The following is a 16636-nucleotide window of genomic DNA, read 5'->3' on the forward strand; positions in this document are numbered from 1 at the left end:
CGTCAGGAGACCGCCATGGCCGACACCAAGCCCGCCGTTCCGCAGTACAAGGAGACCGTCGACGCGGGCTACCGCGCCTCCAACCGGGTGTGGATCCGGGTCTGGATCTACATCGTGTCGGGCCACGGCTTCGTGGGCTTCCTGTTCCTGCTGTTCTACGTCGGCCGCCACGGCAAGTGACCGACCGTCAGGGGCCGAGCACGGCGCACAGCGCGTCCAGGGCGGCCTCGAAGGCGTGGTCGGGCGGCGTGCCGTAGCCGATCACCAGCGCCGGGGGCCGCGCCGGCGGCCGGTCCGCCGCGTCCACCCGGCTCCACCCCAGGGTGTGCACCCGCAGGCCCGCCCGGAACGCCCGGGCCTGGAACTCCTCCTCGCCCGGCGACCCCGCGGGCAGTTCCAGGACGGCGTGCAGGCCCGCGCTGATCCCCGTCACCCGCACCCGCGGGGCACGCTCGGCGAGCACCTCGACCAGCCGGTCGCGGCGGCGCCGCAGCAGGTGGCGGCTACGGCGGATGTGCCGGTCGTAGCCGCCGGACTCGATCAGCTCCGCCAGCGTCAACTGCTCCAGGGCGCCGCTCTGCCCGTCCGCCAGCTGCTTGTGCCGCGCCACCGGCTCCACCAGCGCGGCCGGCAGCGCCAGCCAGGCCAGTCGCACGCCCGGCGCCAGCGACTTGGACGCGGTGCCCGCGTACACCACCCGCTCCGGGTCCAGCGCCTGCATCGCCCCGATCGCGTGCCGGTCGTAGCGGAACTCGCCGTCGTAGTCGTCCTCCAGCAGGTACCCGCCGACCTGCCGCGCCCAGTGCACCGCCTCCGTCCGCCGACGCGCCTGCAGCACCGCCCCGGTCGGGAATTGGTGCGCCGGCGTCAGCAGCGCCAACCCGGCGTCCGTGCCGCCCAGTCGACTCGTCACCGCGCCGCCCTCGTCCAACCGCAGCGGGCGCAGCGCCAGCCCCTGCGCGGCCAGCACCGCGTGCTGCGGGGGCAGCCCGTACGCCTCCACCGCGACCGCCCCGAGGCCCTGCTCGCGCAGCGCCGCGCACACCAGGCCGAGGCCCTGCTGCACGCCCGAGCAGATCAGCAGCCGCTCCGGGTCGGTGCGCACCCCCCGCGCCCGGGCCAGGTGCCCGGCGAGCGCCCGGCGCAGCTCGATCCGGCCGCGCGGGTCGCCGTACCCGAACGCGTCGTGCGGGGCGGTCGCCAGCGCCCGGCGGGCCGCCGCGAGCCACGCGCCGCGCGGGAACCCGCTCAGGTCGGGCGAGCCCGGCTTCAGGTCGTACCGCACCGCGACGGGCTGCCGCAGGCCCGGCGGCGGAGCGGACGGCGTCGGCTGCGGGCCGCGCTCGGCGACCACCGTGCCCGACCCCTGACGGGACATCAGCCAGCCCTCGGCGACCAGCTGGGTGTACGCCTCGGCGACGGTGTTGCGGGCAATCCCGAGATCGGTCGCCAGCGCCCGGGAGGACGGCAGCCGGGTGCCCGGCGCGAGCCGTCCGTCGCGCACGGCCGTCCGCAGCGCGTCCTCCAGCGCGGCGCGCAGGCCGAGACCGCGGGCGCGGCCGGCGGTCAGGTCGAGGTGCAGGTCACCACCGAAAGTGGCCCAGGAACTCATCCCTCAAATGAACCACACCGGTGGGACAACTCCCGCCTAGCGTGGGGGCCATGACCGACCACGAGACCGTTCCCGCCCCTGCCCCGCGCCTCGCCTTCGCCCGCGCCGTCCCCGAGTTCCACCGCAACCTGATCGCCCTCGACCGCCTCGCCCGGACCGGCCTCGGCGACCCGGTCGTCGCCGAACTGGTCAACCTGCGCGCCTCCCAGCTCAACGGCTGCGCGTTCTGCCTCGACGTCCACTCCCGCGACGCCGTCGAGCAGGGCGAGGGCGCGCACCGCCTCCACACCCTCGCCGCCTGGCGCGAGACGCCGTTCTTCACCGCCCGCGAGCGCGCTGCGCTGGCCCTCACCGAGGCCGTCACCCTGGTCGCCTCCACGCACGTGCCGGACGAGGTGTACGACGAGGCCGCGAAGCACTTCTCCGAGACGGAGCTGGCGAACCTGCTCGGCCTGATCATCAGCATCAACGCCCTCAACCGGGTGGGCGTCTCGACCCGGATGTCGCCTGCGGCGAGGTGAACACCCCGTCGGTGCACCCGCCTGCGTTTCGCACGCGCGTGCGTTTCGCGCGATGGTGGGTGGTGAGGTGAGTGCGATGGCCGAGATCGCCTTGCAGGTCGATGTCGCGGCGTCCCGGGAGCGGTTGCTGGCGGCGTTGGACACCCAGGTGGGGTTGACGTCGTGGTGGAGCACCGGGATCGACCGGGACGGGGAGGATCTGCTGGTCACGGTGCCGGGTGCGCCGGAGCCGCTCCGGCTCCGGCGCGAGCGGGCGGACCTGGACCGGGTGGGGTGGCGCAGTGTCGGGATGTATCCGCCGACCTGGCAGGGCACCACGGTGACGTGGGACCTGTTCGACCATCCGGACGGGTCGCGGCGCACGCTGTTGCTGCTGCGCCATCTCGGGTGGGGCCCGGACACGGCGGCGTCGGTTCCGGCGGCGGCGGGCGGCTGGGCCGAGGCGATCGTCCGGTTGAAGGACTACGCGCAGAGCGGGCGTCCGCAGCCGCTGTTCGTGCCGGACGGCCACTCGCACCCCGGGGTGCACGCGGCGGCGGACTGATCGCGACGCGCCGTTTCGGGCGATGACCGGCATGGAGCGGCGGCGACGGGTGAGACTGGCTGCATGTTGGGACTTCCGGACCACATCAACGCCTTCCTGTTCGACCTGGACGGGGTGCTGACCCAGACCGCGAAGGTGCACGCGGCCGCGTGGAAGGACATGTTCGACGCTTTCCTGCGGTCGGAGGCGGAGCGCACCGGCGCTCCGTTCGTCGCGTTCGACCCGGTCGAGGACTACGACCGGTACGTGGACGGCCGGCCGCGGTTGGACGGCACCCGGCAGTTCCTGGCCTCGCGCGGCATCGAGCTGCCGGAGGGCGCCTCGCAGGACCCGCCGGGGTCGCGGACGGTGAACGGGCTGTCGGCGGCGAAGAACGACACCGTGCTGCGGATGATCCGCGAACAGGGCGTGCAGCCGTACCGGGGGTCGGTGGCGTACCTGCAGCGGCTGCGGGAGCTGGGGCTGCCGCGGGCGGTGGTCTCGTCCAGTGCGAACTGTCGGGACGTGCTGAGGGCCGCCGGGATCGACGGGATGTTCGACGTGGTGGTGGACGGGATCACCGCGGCCCGTGACCACCTGGCGGGCAAGCCCGCGCCGGACACCTTCCTGGCCGCGGCGGAGCAGCTGGGGGTGGCCCCGGAGCACGCGGCGGTGTTCGAGGACGCGCTGGCGGGCGTCGCGGCGGGCCGGGCCGGCGGGTTCGGCACGGTGGTCGGGGTGAACCGCACCGGGCAGGCCGCGGCGTTGCGGGAGCACGGCGCGGACCTGGTGGTCGACGACCTGTCGGAGCTGCTCGGGGAGCGCGGATGAGCCCGTCCGAGGCGTTCACGGTCGATCCGTGGGGGATCAGCGAGCACGGGCTGGACCTGCCCGGGCAGGCCCGCGCGGAGTCGGTGTTCGCGCTGTCCAACGGCCACATCGGGCTGCGCGGCAACCTGGACGAGGGCGAGCCGCACGGCCTGCCCGGCACGTACCTGAACGGCGTGTTCGAGCTGCGTCCGCTGCCGTACGCGGAGAGCGGCTACGGCTTCCCGGAGTCCGGGCAGAGCGTCATCAACGTCACCAACGGCAAGCTGATCCGGCTGCTGGTCGACGACGAGCCGTTCGACCTGCGGTACGGCGAGCTGCGCAGCCACCGGCGCAGCCTGGACTTCCGGGACGGCATCCTGCGCCGGGAGGCCGAGTGGACCTCGCCGGCCGGGCGGACGGTGCGGGTCAGCTCCCGGCGGATGGTGTCGCTGACCCAGCGGGCGGTGTGCGCGATCGACTACACCGTGGAGGCCGTGGACGGCCCGGTGCGGATCGTGCTGCAGTCGGAGCTGGTCGCCAACGAGCAGCTGCCGGGCGGCGGGGACGGCGATCCGCGGGCCGCGGCCGTGCTGGAGGCGCCGTTGGCGTCGGAGCTGCGGCACGCGGAGGGCACGAAGGGAGTGCTGGTGCACCGCACCCGCTTCTCGGGGCTGCGGGTCGCCGCGGGGATCGACCACGTGATCGACGGTCCGGAGCGGATCGACACCGCCGCCGAGGCCTCGGACGACCAGGCCCGGCTCACCGTCACCACGGTGCTGAAGTCCGGCCAGAAGCTCCGAATGGTGAAGTTCGTGGCGTACGGCTGGTCGGCGACCCGGTCGCTGCCCGCCGTCCGCGACCAGGTGGAGGCGGCGCTGACCGCCGCCCGCTACACCGGCTGGGACGGGCTGGTGGCCGAGCAGAAGGAGTTCCTCGGCAGGTTCTGGGGCGACAACGACGTCGAGATCGAGGGTGACGTCGAACTCCAGCAGGCCGTCCGGTTCGCGCTGTTCCACGTCCTTCAGGCGGGCGCCCGCAGTGAGGAACGGGCCATCCCCGCCAAGGGGTTGACCGGGCCGGGCTACGACGGGCACTCGTTCTGGGACACCGAGACCTTCGTGCTGCCGGTGCTGACCTACTGCCTGCCGGAGGCGGTCAAGCAGGCGCTGCGCTGGCGGCACACCACGCTGCCGATGGCCCGCGAGCGAGCGGCCCAACTCGGCCTGGCGGGCGCGGTGTTCCCGTGGCGGACGATCCGCGGCGAGGAGTGCTCCGGGTACTGGCCGGCCGGCACGGCCGCGTTCCACATCGGCGCGGACATCGCGGCCGCGGTGGTCCGCTACGTGCGGGCCACCGGCGACACCGAGTTCGAGCGCACGCACGGCCTGGAGCTGCTGGTGGAGACCGCCCGGATGTGGCGTTCGCTCGGCCACCACGATGCCAAGGGCAACTTCCGGATCGAGGGCGTCACCGGCCCCGACGAGTACAGCGCGGTCGCCGACAACAACGTCTACACCAACGTGATGGCGCAGTCGAACCTGTGGAACGCGGCCGACACCGCGCTGACGTACCTGCACGAGGCGTCGCTGCTCGGGGTGGACACCGAGGAGGCCGCCGCCTGGCGCGACGCCGCCGACAAGATGTTCATCCCGTACGACGAGCAGCTCGGCGTGCACCCGCAGGCGGACGGCTTCACCGACCACCAGATGTGGGACTTCGAGGCCACCCCGCCCGAGAAGTACCCGCTGCTGCTGCACTACCCGTACTTCGACCTGTACCGGAAGCAGGTCGTCAAGCAGGCCGACCTGGTGCTCGCCATGCAGGTCCGCGGCGACCTCTTCACCCCCGAGCAGAAGGCCCGCAACTTCGCCTACTACGAGCGCCTGACGGTCCGCGACTCCTCGCTGTCCGCCTGCACCCAGGCCGTGATCGCCGCCGAGGTCGGTCAGCTCGACCTGGCCTACGACTACACCGCCGAAGCCGCCCTGATGGACCTGCACGACCTCGGCGGCAACACCCGCGACGGTCTGCACATGGCCTCGCTGGCCGGCGCCTGCATCGCCCTGGTGACCGGCTTCGGCGGCCTGCGCGACGCGGGCGAACAGCTCGCGTTCCGGCCCCGGCTGCCCGCCGGACTGCAACGGCTGTGCTTCTCGATGTCCGTGCACGAGCACCTGCTGCGGGTCGACATCACCCACGCCGCCACCACCTACACGCTGCGCCGCGGCAGCGTGCTGACGATCCTGCACGACGGGGTGCCGCTGCGCGTCGAGGTCGGCAAGTCCGTCAGCCGACCCACCGCGAAGATCAGCGCCCCCGCGGATCGGCCCGGCCAGCCGCCCGGCCGCGAACCGGCCCGCCGGCACAGCCAGGCCGGCGTCCAGGTCGGCGGCGTCGACCATCTACCGGCCGAGTGACCGGACGCATAAATCGCTGACTCCGCGTCAACACTCCCGGTACGAACCGTGACCGGTCGTGCAGGGAGCTCCACGCGCGCCACCGGTCCGCCGTCCCGACCGGAGGCCCGTCCGTGCGCACCTTCGCCCTCACCACCGCCGCAGCCCTGCTCACCACCCTCACCGCCGCCGCCCCCACGCACGCCGACACCCACCACCACGCCGCCCACTGGGTGCGCAGCTGCGCCCGCCCCACCACCGCCGACACCGCCGCCTGCAACGCCCTGCGGGTCGTCAGGCCGGCCTCCGACCAGGGCGGCTACGGCCCCGCCGACCTGCTCGACGCGTACGGGCTGCCCGCCGACGGCGGCGCGGGCGCCACCATCGCCGTCGTCGACGCCTACGACGACCCGAACGCCGAGGCCGACCTCGGCGTCTACCGCAGCCACTACGGCCTGCCGTCCTGCACCACCGACAGCGGCTGCTTCCGCAAGACCGACCAGCGCGGCGGCAGCCGCCTCCCGCGCACGGACAGCGCGTGGGCCGGCGAGACGGCGCTCGACCTCGCCATGGTGTCCGCGATCGCCCCGCGCGCCCACCTGATCCTCGTCGAGGCCGACAGCGCCGGCATGTCCGACCTCGGCACCGCCGTCAACACCGCCGTCGGGCTGGGCGCCAAGTTCGTCTCGATCAGCTGGGGCGGGCCCGAGAGCGTCAACTCCGCGACGTACGACAGCCGTTACTTCGACCACCCCGGGGTGGCCATCGCCGTCGCCTCCGGGGACGGCGGCTACGGCGTGGTCTTCCCGGCCTCCTCGCCGCGCGTCACGGCCGTCGGCGGGACCTCCCTCCGCACCGACGCCTCGCTGCGCGGCTGGACCGAGAACGTCTGGTCGACCACCTCCTCCGAAGGCACCGGCAGCGGCTGCTCCGCCAGGCTCGCCAAGCCCACCTGGCAGAAGGACACCGGCTGCACCCGCCGCACCGTCGCCGACGTGGCCGCCGTCGCCGACCCCGAGACCGGCGTCGCCGTCTACCAGAGCTTCGGCGGCTCCGGCTGGTACACCTACGGCGGCACCTCCGCGGCCGCCCCCATCATCACCGCCACCTACGCCCTCGCGGGCGCCCCGCCCGCCGGCAGCAACCCCGCGAGCTTCCCGTACGCCCACCCGGCCGCGCTCAACGACGTGGTCACCGGATCCACCTCCACCTGCCGCCCGGCCTACCTCTGCACGGCGGGCCCGGGCTACGACGGGCCCACCGGGCTGGGCACCCCGAACGGGGTGGGGGCGTTCCAGCGCTAGCCGGGCGACCGGTGGCGAAGTCGGGGAGAGCACCCTCAGGGGCGCGTGGGGGCGCCCGGGTGTGCTCTCCCTGTTCTCGTGCCCCTCAGCCGGCTACACGTCCTCGCGCCACTCCGTGCTGAGCACGCCCATCTGGACCTGGTCGTGCCAGCTGCCCGCGCGGAAGACGGCCTCGCGGCGGCGGCCCTCCTCGGTGAAGCCGGCGCGGCGGTAGGCGGCGAGGGCGCGGGTGTTGTAGCCGTTGACGGTGAGTTCGATGCGGTGGAGGCCGAGCTCCTCGAAGCCGTAGCGGATGGTGGTGCGCAGGACGTCGGTGCCGAGGCCGCGGTCCTGGTGGGGCGGGCCGATGATGATGGCGAGGGTGGCGCAGCGGTCCTTGGGGGTGGCGCCGTAGAGTGTGACGTGGCCGGCCAGGTCCTCGGAGTCGAGGGTTTCGACGGAGAGGCCGAGGTCGGTGCCGGTGTTCTGGCTCCAGGCGCGGAACATGTCGGCGAGGCGGCCGTCCGGCTGGGGGTGGACGGGGCCGGTGACCTGCTGGATGGCGAGGCCGGGCTCGCGCCACCAGGCGGTGAGTCGGGGGAGGTCGCTCTCGCGGAGTTCTCTGAGCCGGACGAGTCTGCCGGTGAGTGGATCGTGGGTGATGGCCATGGCGAACTCCAGTGCGGGGGACGAACGGTGGGGCTGTTCCATCCTTCCAGCGGGCGGGGCTCCGGGAGCTGTCCGCTACCGGACAGGAATCTTTTCGGGGGCTGGATGAAACATCCTGGCCGTGCCGGGTCGTCATAGGGCGGACTCGGCGGAGGGAGAGGAAACGTGGCCACAGCTCGACGGCGGGCGGCCCTGGAGGAGGAGTTCGTCGCGTTCGCGACGGCCCGGTCCGGGCAGCTCTACCGCTCGGCGTACTTCCTCACCGGCGGTGACTCGCACCTGTCCGAGGATCTGGTGCAGGAGACGCTCGGTCAGATGTACACCCAGTGGCACCGGCTGCACCGGCCGGGCTGGGCGGGGCGGATCGACAATCCGGCCGGGTACGCGCAGACCGTGCTGGTGCGGGCGTACCTGACGCATCAGCGGCGGCGCAGCAGCAGCGAGCGGCCGAGCGAGGTGCTGCCGGAGGTGGCCGCGCAGTCGCCGGACTCGGCCCTGCGGCTGGCGCTGGTCGACGCGCTGGGTCAACTGCCGCCGCGGGACCGGGCGGTGGTGGTGCTGCGGTACTGGGAGGACCGCAGCGTGGAGGAGACCGCGGCCATGGTGAAGGACAGTTCGGCGGCAGTGCGCACCCGGTCTTCGAGGGCGCTGGCCAAGTTGCGGACCTTGCTGGGCGGGGAACTGGCGGAGCTGGTGGCGCGGTGAGTGCGGAGCACGGGGAGCACGGGGAGTACGGGGAGCTCGGTCGAGGGAGTGGTGGAGTGAACGGCGGGGACGGGGAGTTCGAGGTGCAGTTGGAGGCGGCCTTCGGGCAGGCGGGGGGCGGTCCGGGGCCGGAGGTGACGGCGCGGCTGGTGGACGGCGGGTTGGCGATCGGTCGGCGGCGCAGGCGGGCCCGCCGGCGGGCGGTGCTGGCGGCGAGTGCGCTGACCGCGGCGGTGGCGGTCGGGGCGGGGATGCTGACGGTGCCCCACGGGGTGCCGGGGACGCGGTCGAATGCGATCGACATGGCCGATTCGACATCGCCGCCGCACGCACAGCCGGCGGCGAAGGGCGTGACGATCCTGCTGATGGGGCTGGGGCCCGGCATCGACGCGCTGGGCGGGCCGGTGCCCACCGATCCGTTGCTGCGCCACCAGGACATGCCCGACACGCTGATCCTGGTGCACATCCCGCCGGACGGCGGTGAGGTCCGGCAGCTGTCGATCCCCCGGGATCTGTGGGCGCCGGACGGCCGCAGCTGGGACGGCCCGGTCAACGGGGTGTACCCGAAGGCGGAGGCTGCCGAGCTGGACCGGCTGCGCGGGCAGAACCTGCCCGAGGACGAGCTGCGCCGGCGCGCCCGGGAGGCCGGGCGGGCCGCGCTGATCACGGCCGTGGAGCGGCTCGCGGAGCTGCCGGTGGACCACTTCGCCGAGATCTCGATGGCCGGCTTCGTCCGGGCGGTGGAGGCCCTCGGCGGAGTGCCGGTCTGCCTGAACGAGGCGGTGAAGGACGCCTGGAGCGGGATCCGGCTGCCCGCCGGGAAGCAGGAGGTGGGCCCGGCGCAGGCGCTGGCGTTCGTCCGGCAGCGGCACGGCATCGGCGACGGCTCGGACGTGCAGCGGACCACCCGGGCCCAGGCGCTCCTGGCGGGGGTGCTGACGAAGCTGCGCACCGGCGGGGTGCTGACGGATCCGGCGAAGCTGTCGGCGCTCTACGGCGCGTTCTCCGACCAGTTGGTGACCGACAAGGGGTGGAGCCCGGTGGACTTCGTCCGCCAGGTGCCGGCGCTGGCGGCCGGCCGGGGCACCGCGTCGACGCTGCCGATCGCGTTCGAGGGGAATCGCGTGCGCACCGCGGACGGGGCGGCCAAGCAGATCCTGCTGGGCAACGGGCCGGTGGCGCCGGTCCCGTCGAGCACCTCCGCGGAGACCGGGGAGGTGTACTCCGGGAACGCCGGGCAGGCGCCGGTGAAGCTGGACGGGGTGCCCTGCGTGGACTGACGCTGCATCAGGCGATGGCCGTCCACCGCCAGGGCCGGGGCCCGTGTTCGCCGCGCAGACAGGCCACTCGGTAGTGGGCCTGGGCGGTGTGCCGGGCCGGGTCGGCGGCGGCCTGCTGCAACGCGTAGCAGGCGACCCGCAGTTCGCGGACGGCGCGGAGCACGGGGTAGCCGGGCCACTCGGTGACGTCCGCGCCGTAGGCGGCGCAGAAGGCGGCGTAGCCGGGGGCTGCGAGGGTGCCGAGGTGTCGTGGGCGACGGCGGTGGAGGCGAGGTCCCAGGCGGGCGGGCCGAGGGCGGTGCGTTCGAAGTCCAGCAGGTGGGCGGCGGTGGCGGTGACGGCGAGGTTGCCGCCCCAGGCGTCGCCGTGCACCACGGTGGGCGGTGCGGTCCTGGCGCCGAGTTCGGCCCAGGCGGTGCGGAGTTCGGCGAGTCGGCCGTGCAGCCAGGCGCGCTGCGGGGCGTCGAGGGTGGCGGCGCCGTCGATCCGGGCGGGGAGCCGGACGAACGGGTCGATGGCGCCCAGTTCGGCGGCGGGCGGCGGCAGTCGGTGCAGCCGGCGGAGGGCCGCGGCCAGTTCGGGGGCGGTGGCGTGCCGGTGCGGGGGCAGTTCGTGCCAGAAGGTGACGGGGCGGCCGCGGACCAGGACCGGGCCGGGCGGTTCGTCGAGCGGGCGCACGGCCGGGACGCGGTGCTCGCGCAGCCACCCGGCGACGGTCAACTCGCGGGCGGCGACGGCGCCCTGGCCGGTCCGGCCGATCCGGGCGACGACCCTGCCGGGCAGTCGCCACAGGGTGTTCTCACCGGCCCGGATCAGCCGGGCGCCGGCGCTCGGGCGGCCGGCGGCGGCGCAGGCCTCGGCCAGCAGTCCGGCGGGTTCTCGGCAGTCCACGTCTCGGGCCCGTTCCACTCGGCGTGCGGGCCGCGACCGGCTGGGTGCGGCGCGTCGGGGCGCCGGGTGGGCGCCCAGGTCAGTGTCCACCCTGCCCACGTGGGGCGGGACTTCGGGGCCGCGCGGCCCGGCGAGCCGGCCGTCCCTCGCCGATGGTCCAGACCACCCTTGCCTTTGGTCCAGACCTATTGACGGGCTCTGCCAGCGCTTTTACGATCCGGTCGGCACAGCCCCACATGTCCCCCACCTCACCCAGAGCCGGGCGTCACGCCCCCACGCAGCATGGCCACACCCATGCCCATGGCGCTCGGCGGGAAGGGAGCACCACATGTTCCGTCGGAGCCCGCGCACGTCACGCCCGCAACAGGCGGGCGTGGAACGCGCAGTGCAGGTGATGCGGCCCGAACCCGGCCCGAGCGTTCTCAAGCGCTCCCTCGCCGGGGTGTGCGCGGCCGCCGTGGTCGGCGCCGGCCTCGCCGTGGCCGGCTCGGTCACGGCCGCCGCCGACACCACCAACCTGGTGGCCAACTCCGGCTTCGAGAACGGCCTTTCCGGCTGGACCTGTTCCGGCGCCACGGTCGTCGGCAGCCCCGTCCACTCCGGCAGCTCCGCGCTCCAGGCCACCCCGAGCGGCCAGGACACCGCCCAGTGCAGCCAGACCATCAGCGTGCAGCCCAACTCCCAGTACACGCTGAGCGCGTACGTCCAGGGCAGCTACGTCTACCTGGGCGCCACCGGCACCGGGCTGACCACCTCCCCGTCCACCTGGACGGCCGGCAACGCCTCGTACGGTCAGCTCAGCGTCGGCTTCACCACCGGCGCGAGCACCACCTCCGTCACCATCTGGGTGCACGGCTGGTACGGGCAGCCCGCCTACTACGCGGACGACTTCACGCTCTCCGGCCCCGGCGGCAGCAGCCCGTCGCCGAGCACCAGCCCGTCCGGCAGCCCGTCGTCGAGCCCGTCGGGCAGCGCCTCTGCCAGCCCGTCGAGCAGCCCGTCCGGCAGCGCCTCGTCGAGCCCCTCGGGCAGCGCCTCGGCCAGCCCGTCGTCCAGCTCGACCTCGGGTGACGCGACCTGCCCGACCAAGCCCAAGCCGGCCGGCAAGGTCCTGCAGGGCTACTGGGAGAACTGGGACGGCGCGTCCAACGGCGTGCACCCGGGCATGGGGTGGACCCCGATCACGGACAGCCGGATGGCGCAGCACGGCTACAACGTCATCAACGCCGCGTTCCCGGTGATCCTGTCGGACGGCACCGTGCTGTGGCAGGACGGCATGGACAGCGGCGTCAAGGTCTCCACCCCGGCCGAGATGTGCCAGGCCAAGGCGGCCGGCGCGACCATCCTGATGTCGATCGGCGGCGCCGCCGCGGGCATCGACCTGAGCTCCAGCGCGGTGGCCGACCGGTTCGTGGCGACCGTCGTGCCGATCCTGAAGAAGTACAACTTCGACGGCATCGACATCGACATCGAGACCGGCCTGTCCGGCAGCGGCAGCATCGGCACGCTGTCCCCCTCGCAGTCCAACCTGATCCGCATCATCGACGGCGTGCTGGCCCAGATGCCGGCCGGCTTCGGCCTGACGATGGCCCCGGAGACCGCGTATGTGACCGGCGGCAGCGTCACCTACGGCTCGATCTGGGGCTCCTACCTGCCGATCATCAAGAAGTACGTCGACAACGGCCGGCTGTGGTGGCTGAACATGCAGTACTACAACGGCTCGATGTACGGCTGCTCCGGCGACTCCTACTCGGCCGGCACCGTCCAGGGCTTCACCGCCCAGACCACCTGCCTGAACAACGGCCTGAACATCCAGGGCACCACCATCAAGGTCCCGTACGACAAGCAGGTCCCGGGCCTGCCGGCCCAGCCCGGCGCGGGCGGCGGCTACATGGCGCCCAGCCTGGTCAGCCAGTCCTGGAGCGCCTTCAACGGCCAGCTGAAGGGCCTGATGGACTGGTCGATCAACTGGGACGGCTCGAAGGGCTGGAGCTTCGGCGACAACGTCAAGGCGCTGCAGGGCCGCTGACGCACCACCGTGACGCCTGTCCACAGGGCTGTGGACAGTGAACCGGGCAGGGCCCCGGGGGCGCAGGTCGCTCCCGGGGCCCTGCCGTCGTTGTGCCCGAATTCGCCCGATGCCGGGCCTGGTCGGTTTATGACATGGCATGAATCGACCAGCGCGAAATTGTTCGAGCACCTAGTGGCGGGGCCGAAGATAGGAGTATGTATCTGGTGCATGCGCGACTACGCTCGCCGGTCGGTCGAAGCTCTCCTCCCGACCTGGCGGAATTGATCCGTTCCCACGCGGAGGACCTGGACGCGCTGGAGCACGTGAGCGTCCACCCGGCCGGATCCGGCGAGGTCACGGTGGGGGTGTTCAGCCTGGCGGCCACCCTGCTGGAGGCGGAGGAGCGGGCGGCCCGGCTGGTCCGGCGGGCCGTGGACGAGGAACCCGCACTGGCCGGCTGGGGCGTGCTGGCGGTAGGCGCCGCACTGGTTCCCGGGCCCTGGTGGGGCTTCGAGTAGCCGCCGCGTGGACGGCTTAGGACAGTGCATGTTCCGTCCAGCCGCCCGCTGTTCCCACGGTGGCGCAGGTGGAGCACAGTAGTGGTGTCGGCAGCGGCGAGGACGCCGACCGAAACCCCGGGAAAGCAATCCCGGGGAAATTCCACCACTTTCGAGGAGAATTTCCGTGCTGGTCACCCGCGTCTCCAAGTTGGTCGCTCTCTCGGTCGCCGCAATTGCCGCACTGGCCTTTTCCGCGGCGTCGGTGGAATACTCCGGAAATGTCGCCGACGGCACCGGCGCCGGCCAGGTCGTGCCGGTCGCGACGGCCACTCCGAGCCCGGTCGTCTCCCCGAACGGCGACGTCACCTGGGGCGGCTGAGCCCCACGCACGACGACCGCACATCCGACCGATCGCACTCACGGGGGTGAAGACGATGGAATACCTGGTCCTGGGCGCGCTGGAGACGCGTCAGGGCGGCGTCCTGGTGGACGTCCGGGGCATGCGGCAGCAGAGACTCCTGGCGCTGCTGCTCCTGAACGCCGGCCGGGTGGTGCCGATGGACTTCCTGGTGGACGAGCTGTGGGAGGACCCGCCGCCGTCGGCCAGACCGCAGGTGCACAACGCGATCCGCGACCTGAGACGGGTGCTGGCCGCGGGCGAGCACCGACTGGTGACGGTGGACGTCGGGTACCGGCTCGCGGTGCCGGAGGACGCGGTGGACGCGCACCGGTTCACCCGCAAGGTCCGGGAGGCCCGGGCCGCCGAACGGGACGGGCGGTTCCCGGAGGCGATCCGGCTGCTGCAGGCCGCGGTGGACCTGTGGCGCGGCGACGCCTTCGCGGGCATCCACTGCCCGGCGGTGACCAGCGCGGCGGTGAAGCTGAACGAACAGCGGCTGACCGCGCTGGAGGACCTGATGGCACTGCGCCTGAAGGTCGGTGAGACTTCCTCGCTGGTGGGCGAGTTGACCGCGCTGCTGGCCGAGTACCCGCTGCGCGACTCGCTGCGGCGGAGCCTGATGACGGCGCTGTGCCGCAGCGGCCGGCAGGCGCACGCGCTGGCGGTGTACGACGAGGGCCGCCGGTTCCTGGCGGACGAACTCGGCCTGGAGCCGAGCCCCCAACTGCGGGCCCTGCACTCGGAGATCCTCGCGGACGCGCCCGGCGTGCACGACGCGCCGGAGCGGCCGCCGGCCCGCCCGGCGGCCGCGGAGGACCCCGCGCCCGGGCAGCGGCCCAACTGCCTGCCGCACGACCTGACCGACTTCACCGGCCGCAGCGCCGAACTGGCGCTGCTCCAGGAGGCGGTGGCCCGCCGGGCGGCGGGAGCCCCGCTGATGCTGGCGATCGACGGCATGGGCGGCGTCGGCAAGACCACGCTCGCGGTGCGGGTGGCGCACCGGGTGACCGCCGACTTCCCGGACGGCCAGTTCTTCGCCGCCCTGGACGGCTTCGACGAGTCCCGGCCGCCGGTGCCGCCGAGCCAGGCGCTGGCCGCGCTGCTGCGCGCCGACGGCCTGGGCCCGGAGCGGATCCCGGCCTCGCTGGAGGAGCGCTCCGCGCTGTGGCGCTCCCGGCTGGCGGGCCGGCGCTGCCTGCTGGTGCTGGACGACGCGGCGACCAGCGCCCAGGTGCGCCCGCTGCTGCCCGGCGCCGGGGAGACCCTGGTGCTGGTGACCAGCCGGCGCAAGCTGAGCGCGCTGGACGGATCGGTGGCGCTGCCGCTGGACGTTCTGCCGCCGGGCGACGCGGTGGAGCTGCTCGCCCGGGTGGCCGGGGAGCGCCGGGTGGCGCGGGAGCCGGTCCGGGCGGCGGAGGCGGCGGCGCTGTGCGGCTACCTGCCGCTGGCGATCCGGATCGCCGCGACCCGGCTGCGGGACCGGCCGGCGTGGTCGGTGGCGGACCTGGTGGACCGGCTGGCCGATCCGGAGCGGCGGGCCCGCTGCCTGCGCACCGCGGACCGCGACCTGATGGCGCTGCTGCGGGCGTCCTACCAGTACCTGGACCGGGCGCAGCAGCGGTTCAGCCTGTTGATGAGCCGTCAGCCCGCCGGGTCGTTCGACGTGGACCGGGCGGCGGCGGTGACGGGGCTGAGCGCGGACGAGGTGGAGGGCTGCCTCGACGCGCTGTACGAGAACAACCTGATCCGGCAGGAGGCGGCGGCGCTGTTCTCGTTCCACAGCCTGGTGCGGGACTGCTCGCGGCTGCTGCCGGAGCCGTCGGACGGGAGCGGACCGCCGACCGAGCTGACCGTCGGTCAACTGGCGGTGACAGCCTGAGAGCGGGCCCGGTCGGAACGCTCCGCGGGTCGTGTCCGGGCCGCCGTTGTCCTGACATGTTTGTGGAATCTTGGGGTCAAGGTGTGGTTGCCCTGTGTCAGTAAGCTCAGGAAAAGATGTAGACCTTACTGGCGCTGATCGAAACGGGGACCGATCCATGCTGGACGTTCTGGGGCTCGATGCGGAGGCCGAGTCCATCTACCGGAGGATGCTCGCCGACCCGCAGGCCGGGGTGGTGGCGCTGGGCAGAGCCTTGTGTCTCACCGAGGACAGAGTCCGCACCGGACTCGACAGACTCAGTGAACTGGCCCTGATCCAGCCGTCGGCCCGGGAGGGCATCGGCTTCCGGGCGGTCGGACCGGAGACCGCGATGGAGGTGCTGCTGGCCCGCCAGCAGGCCGAACTGGCCGCCCAGCAGTTGCGGGTGGAGGCGTCGCGGGCCGCGGCGGCCCAACTGATCGCGGAGTGCTCGGCGTTCCGGCCGACCGCCACCGACGCGGCGTCCGAGCAGCTGAACGGCCCGGAGATGATCCGCGAGCGGCTGGCCGAACTGGCCGGGTCGGTGCGCCAGGAGGTGGCGACCTTCGCCCCCGGCGGCGCCCACACCGAGGAGGACCTGCGGGCCAGCCGGCAGCCGAACGCGGCGCTGCTGGAGCGCGGCGTGCAGATGCGCACCGTCTACCTGGACAGCGTCCGCAACCACCGGCCCACCCTGGACCACGTGACCTGGCTGAACCTGCAGGGCGGCCAGGTCCGCACGGTGCCCGAACTCCCCATCCGCATGATCATCTTCGACCGGCAGCAGGCGGTCCTGCCGATCGACACCGAGGACGCCCGGGCCGGGGCGGTGGTGCTGCGCGGCGCCGGCACGGTGGCCGCGCTGTGCGCGCTGTTCGAGGGCGTGTGGTCGGGTGCGATCCCGGTCGGGGACGCCCCCAAGTGCGACGAGAACGAGATGCCCCCGCACGAGCTCGCGGTGCTGAAGATGCTCGCCCAGGGCCACACCGACGAGGCGATCGCCAAGCGGATGGGCGTCTCCCCGCGCACCGCCCGGCGGTTCGCCGCCAACCTGATGGAACGCCTGGACGCCCGCAGCCGGTTCGAGGCCGGGGTGCACGCCGTCCAGGACGGCTGGCTCCCCGCCACGCGCTGACCG

At 73.6% G+C, this 16636-nt stretch carries 16 protein-coding genes and 1 pseudogene; 13 read left to right on the forward strand and 4 right to left on the reverse strand.

Features of this window, described 5'->3' with window-relative positions; genetic code table 11:
• The first annotated feature begins 15 nt into the window (after window positions 1-15).
• Window positions 16-180 (forward strand): DUF6126 family protein, encoded by a 165-nt coding sequence (locus CG736_RS36565; RefSeq protein ID WP_157815763.1) that lies wholly within the window; start codon window positions 16-18, stop codon window positions 178-180.
• 7 nt (window positions 181-187) lie between these two features.
• Here the strand turns inward: CG736_RS36565 and CG736_RS27980 are convergent, their stop codons facing one another.
• Window positions 188-1612, reverse strand: a complete 1425-nt coding sequence (locus CG736_RS27980; protein WP_100588943.1) for a PLP-dependent aminotransferase family protein — start codon at window positions 1610-1612, stop codon at window positions 188-190.
• A 50-nt stretch (window positions 1613-1662) separates the two neighbouring features.
• Here CG736_RS27980 and CG736_RS27985 point away from each other — a divergent pair, with 50 nt between their 5' ends.
• The 5 genes from CG736_RS27985 to CG736_RS28005 all read left to right on the forward strand — a co-directional run bounded on the left by CG736_RS27985 (window position 1663) and on the right by CG736_RS28005 (window position 7166).
• A complete protein-coding gene (locus CG736_RS27985) occupies window positions 1663-2133 on the forward strand; it encodes a carboxymuconolactone decarboxylase family protein (RefSeq protein ID WP_100588944.1) in 471 nt (156 codons plus the stop codon).
• Window positions 2134-2209: 76 nt separating this feature from the next.
• Window positions 2210-2677, forward strand: coding sequence for an SRPBCC domain-containing protein (locus CG736_RS27990; protein WP_100588945.1), 468 nt, complete (start codon window positions 2210-2212; stop codon window positions 2675-2677).
• A gap of 63 nt (window positions 2678-2740) precedes the next feature.
• Window positions 2741-3487, forward strand: a complete 747-nt coding sequence (locus CG736_RS27995; RefSeq protein ID WP_100588946.1) for an HAD family phosphatase — start codon at window positions 2741-2743, stop codon at window positions 3485-3487.
• A complete protein-coding gene (locus CG736_RS28000; protein ID WP_100588947.1) occupies window positions 3484-5883 on the forward strand; it encodes a glycoside hydrolase family 65 protein in 2400 nt (799 codons plus the stop codon). The genes CG736_RS27995 and CG736_RS28000 overlap by 4 nt, the downstream gene beginning before the upstream one ends.
• 113 nt (window positions 5884-5996) lie before the next feature.
• On the forward strand, window positions 5997-7166 hold the full coding sequence (locus CG736_RS28005) for a S8 family serine peptidase (RefSeq protein WP_100588948.1): 1170 nt from the start codon (window positions 5997-5999) through the stop codon (window positions 7164-7166).
• Window positions 7167-7259: 93 nt separating this feature from the next.
• On the opposite strand, the gene CG736_RS28010 is transcribed toward CG736_RS28005, so the two are convergent.
• Window positions 7260-7856, reverse strand: coding sequence for a GNAT family N-acetyltransferase (locus tag CG736_RS28010; protein WP_232734233.1), 597 nt, complete (start codon window positions 7854-7856; stop codon window positions 7260-7262).
• Between the two features lie 123 nt (window positions 7857-7979).
• On the opposite strand from CG736_RS28010, the gene CG736_RS28015 reads away from it, so the two are divergent.
• Both CG736_RS28015 and CG736_RS28020 read left to right on the forward strand, forming a co-directional pair.
• On the forward strand, window positions 7980-8519 hold the full coding sequence (locus CG736_RS28015) for a SigE family RNA polymerase sigma factor (RefSeq protein WP_043915519.1): 540 nt from the start codon (window positions 7980-7982) through the stop codon (window positions 8517-8519).
• A 56-nt stretch (window positions 8520-8575) separates the two neighbouring features.
• Entirely contained in the window at window positions 8576-9799 is a 1224-nt protein-coding gene (locus CG736_RS28020; RefSeq protein ID WP_100588949.1) for an LCP family protein, read from the forward strand.
• A gap of 7 nt (window positions 9800-9806) precedes the next feature.
• On the opposite strand, the gene CG736_RS38065 is transcribed toward CG736_RS28020, so the two are convergent.
• Both CG736_RS38065 and CG736_RS28025 read right to left on the reverse strand, forming a co-directional pair.
• A complete protein-coding gene (locus tag CG736_RS38065; RefSeq protein WP_232734234.1) occupies window positions 9807-9962 on the reverse strand; it encodes a hypothetical protein in 156 nt (51 codons plus the stop codon).
• Window positions 9963-10117: 155 nt separating this feature from the next.
• Window positions 10118-10789, reverse strand: a pseudogene (locus tag CG736_RS28025) (phosphotransferase); the annotation flags it as partial.
• 229 nt (window positions 10790-11018) lie between these two features.
• On the opposite strand from CG736_RS28025, the gene CG736_RS39035 reads away from it, so the two are divergent.
• From CG736_RS39035 to CG736_RS28050, 5 genes are all read left to right on the forward strand, one after another.
• Window positions 11019-12719: a glycosyl hydrolase family 18 protein gene (locus tag CG736_RS39035; RefSeq protein ID WP_369880607.1), complete on the forward strand. Its 1701-nt coding sequence runs from the start codon at window positions 11019-11021 to the stop codon at window positions 12717-12719.
• A 263-nt stretch (window positions 12720-12982) separates the two neighbouring features.
• Window positions 12983-13219, forward strand: coding sequence for a hypothetical protein (locus tag CG736_RS28035; protein WP_100588950.1), 237 nt, complete (start codon window positions 12983-12985; stop codon window positions 13217-13219).
• A 166-nt stretch (window positions 13220-13385) separates the two neighbouring features.
• The gene (locus tag CG736_RS28040) at window positions 13386-13580 is read left to right on the forward strand and encodes a hypothetical protein (RefSeq protein ID WP_100588951.1); all 195 of its coding nucleotides are present in this window, start codon (window positions 13386-13388) and stop codon (window positions 13578-13580) included.
• Between the two features lie 55 nt (window positions 13581-13635).
• On the forward strand, window positions 13636-15480 hold the full coding sequence (locus CG736_RS28045) for a BTAD domain-containing putative transcriptional regulator (protein WP_100588952.1): 1845 nt from the start codon (window positions 13636-13638) through the stop codon (window positions 15478-15480).
• Between the two features lie 157 nt (window positions 15481-15637).
• A complete protein-coding gene (locus tag CG736_RS28050; RefSeq protein ID WP_100588953.1) occupies window positions 15638-16633 on the forward strand; it encodes a helix-turn-helix transcriptional regulator in 996 nt (331 codons plus the stop codon).
• Window positions 16634-16636 lie beyond the last annotated feature (3 nt).

This window comes from Kitasatospora sp. CB02891 (assembly GCF_002803145.1).
Lineage (GTDB): Bacteria > Actinomycetota > Actinomycetes > Streptomycetales > Streptomycetaceae > Kitasatospora > Kitasatospora griseola.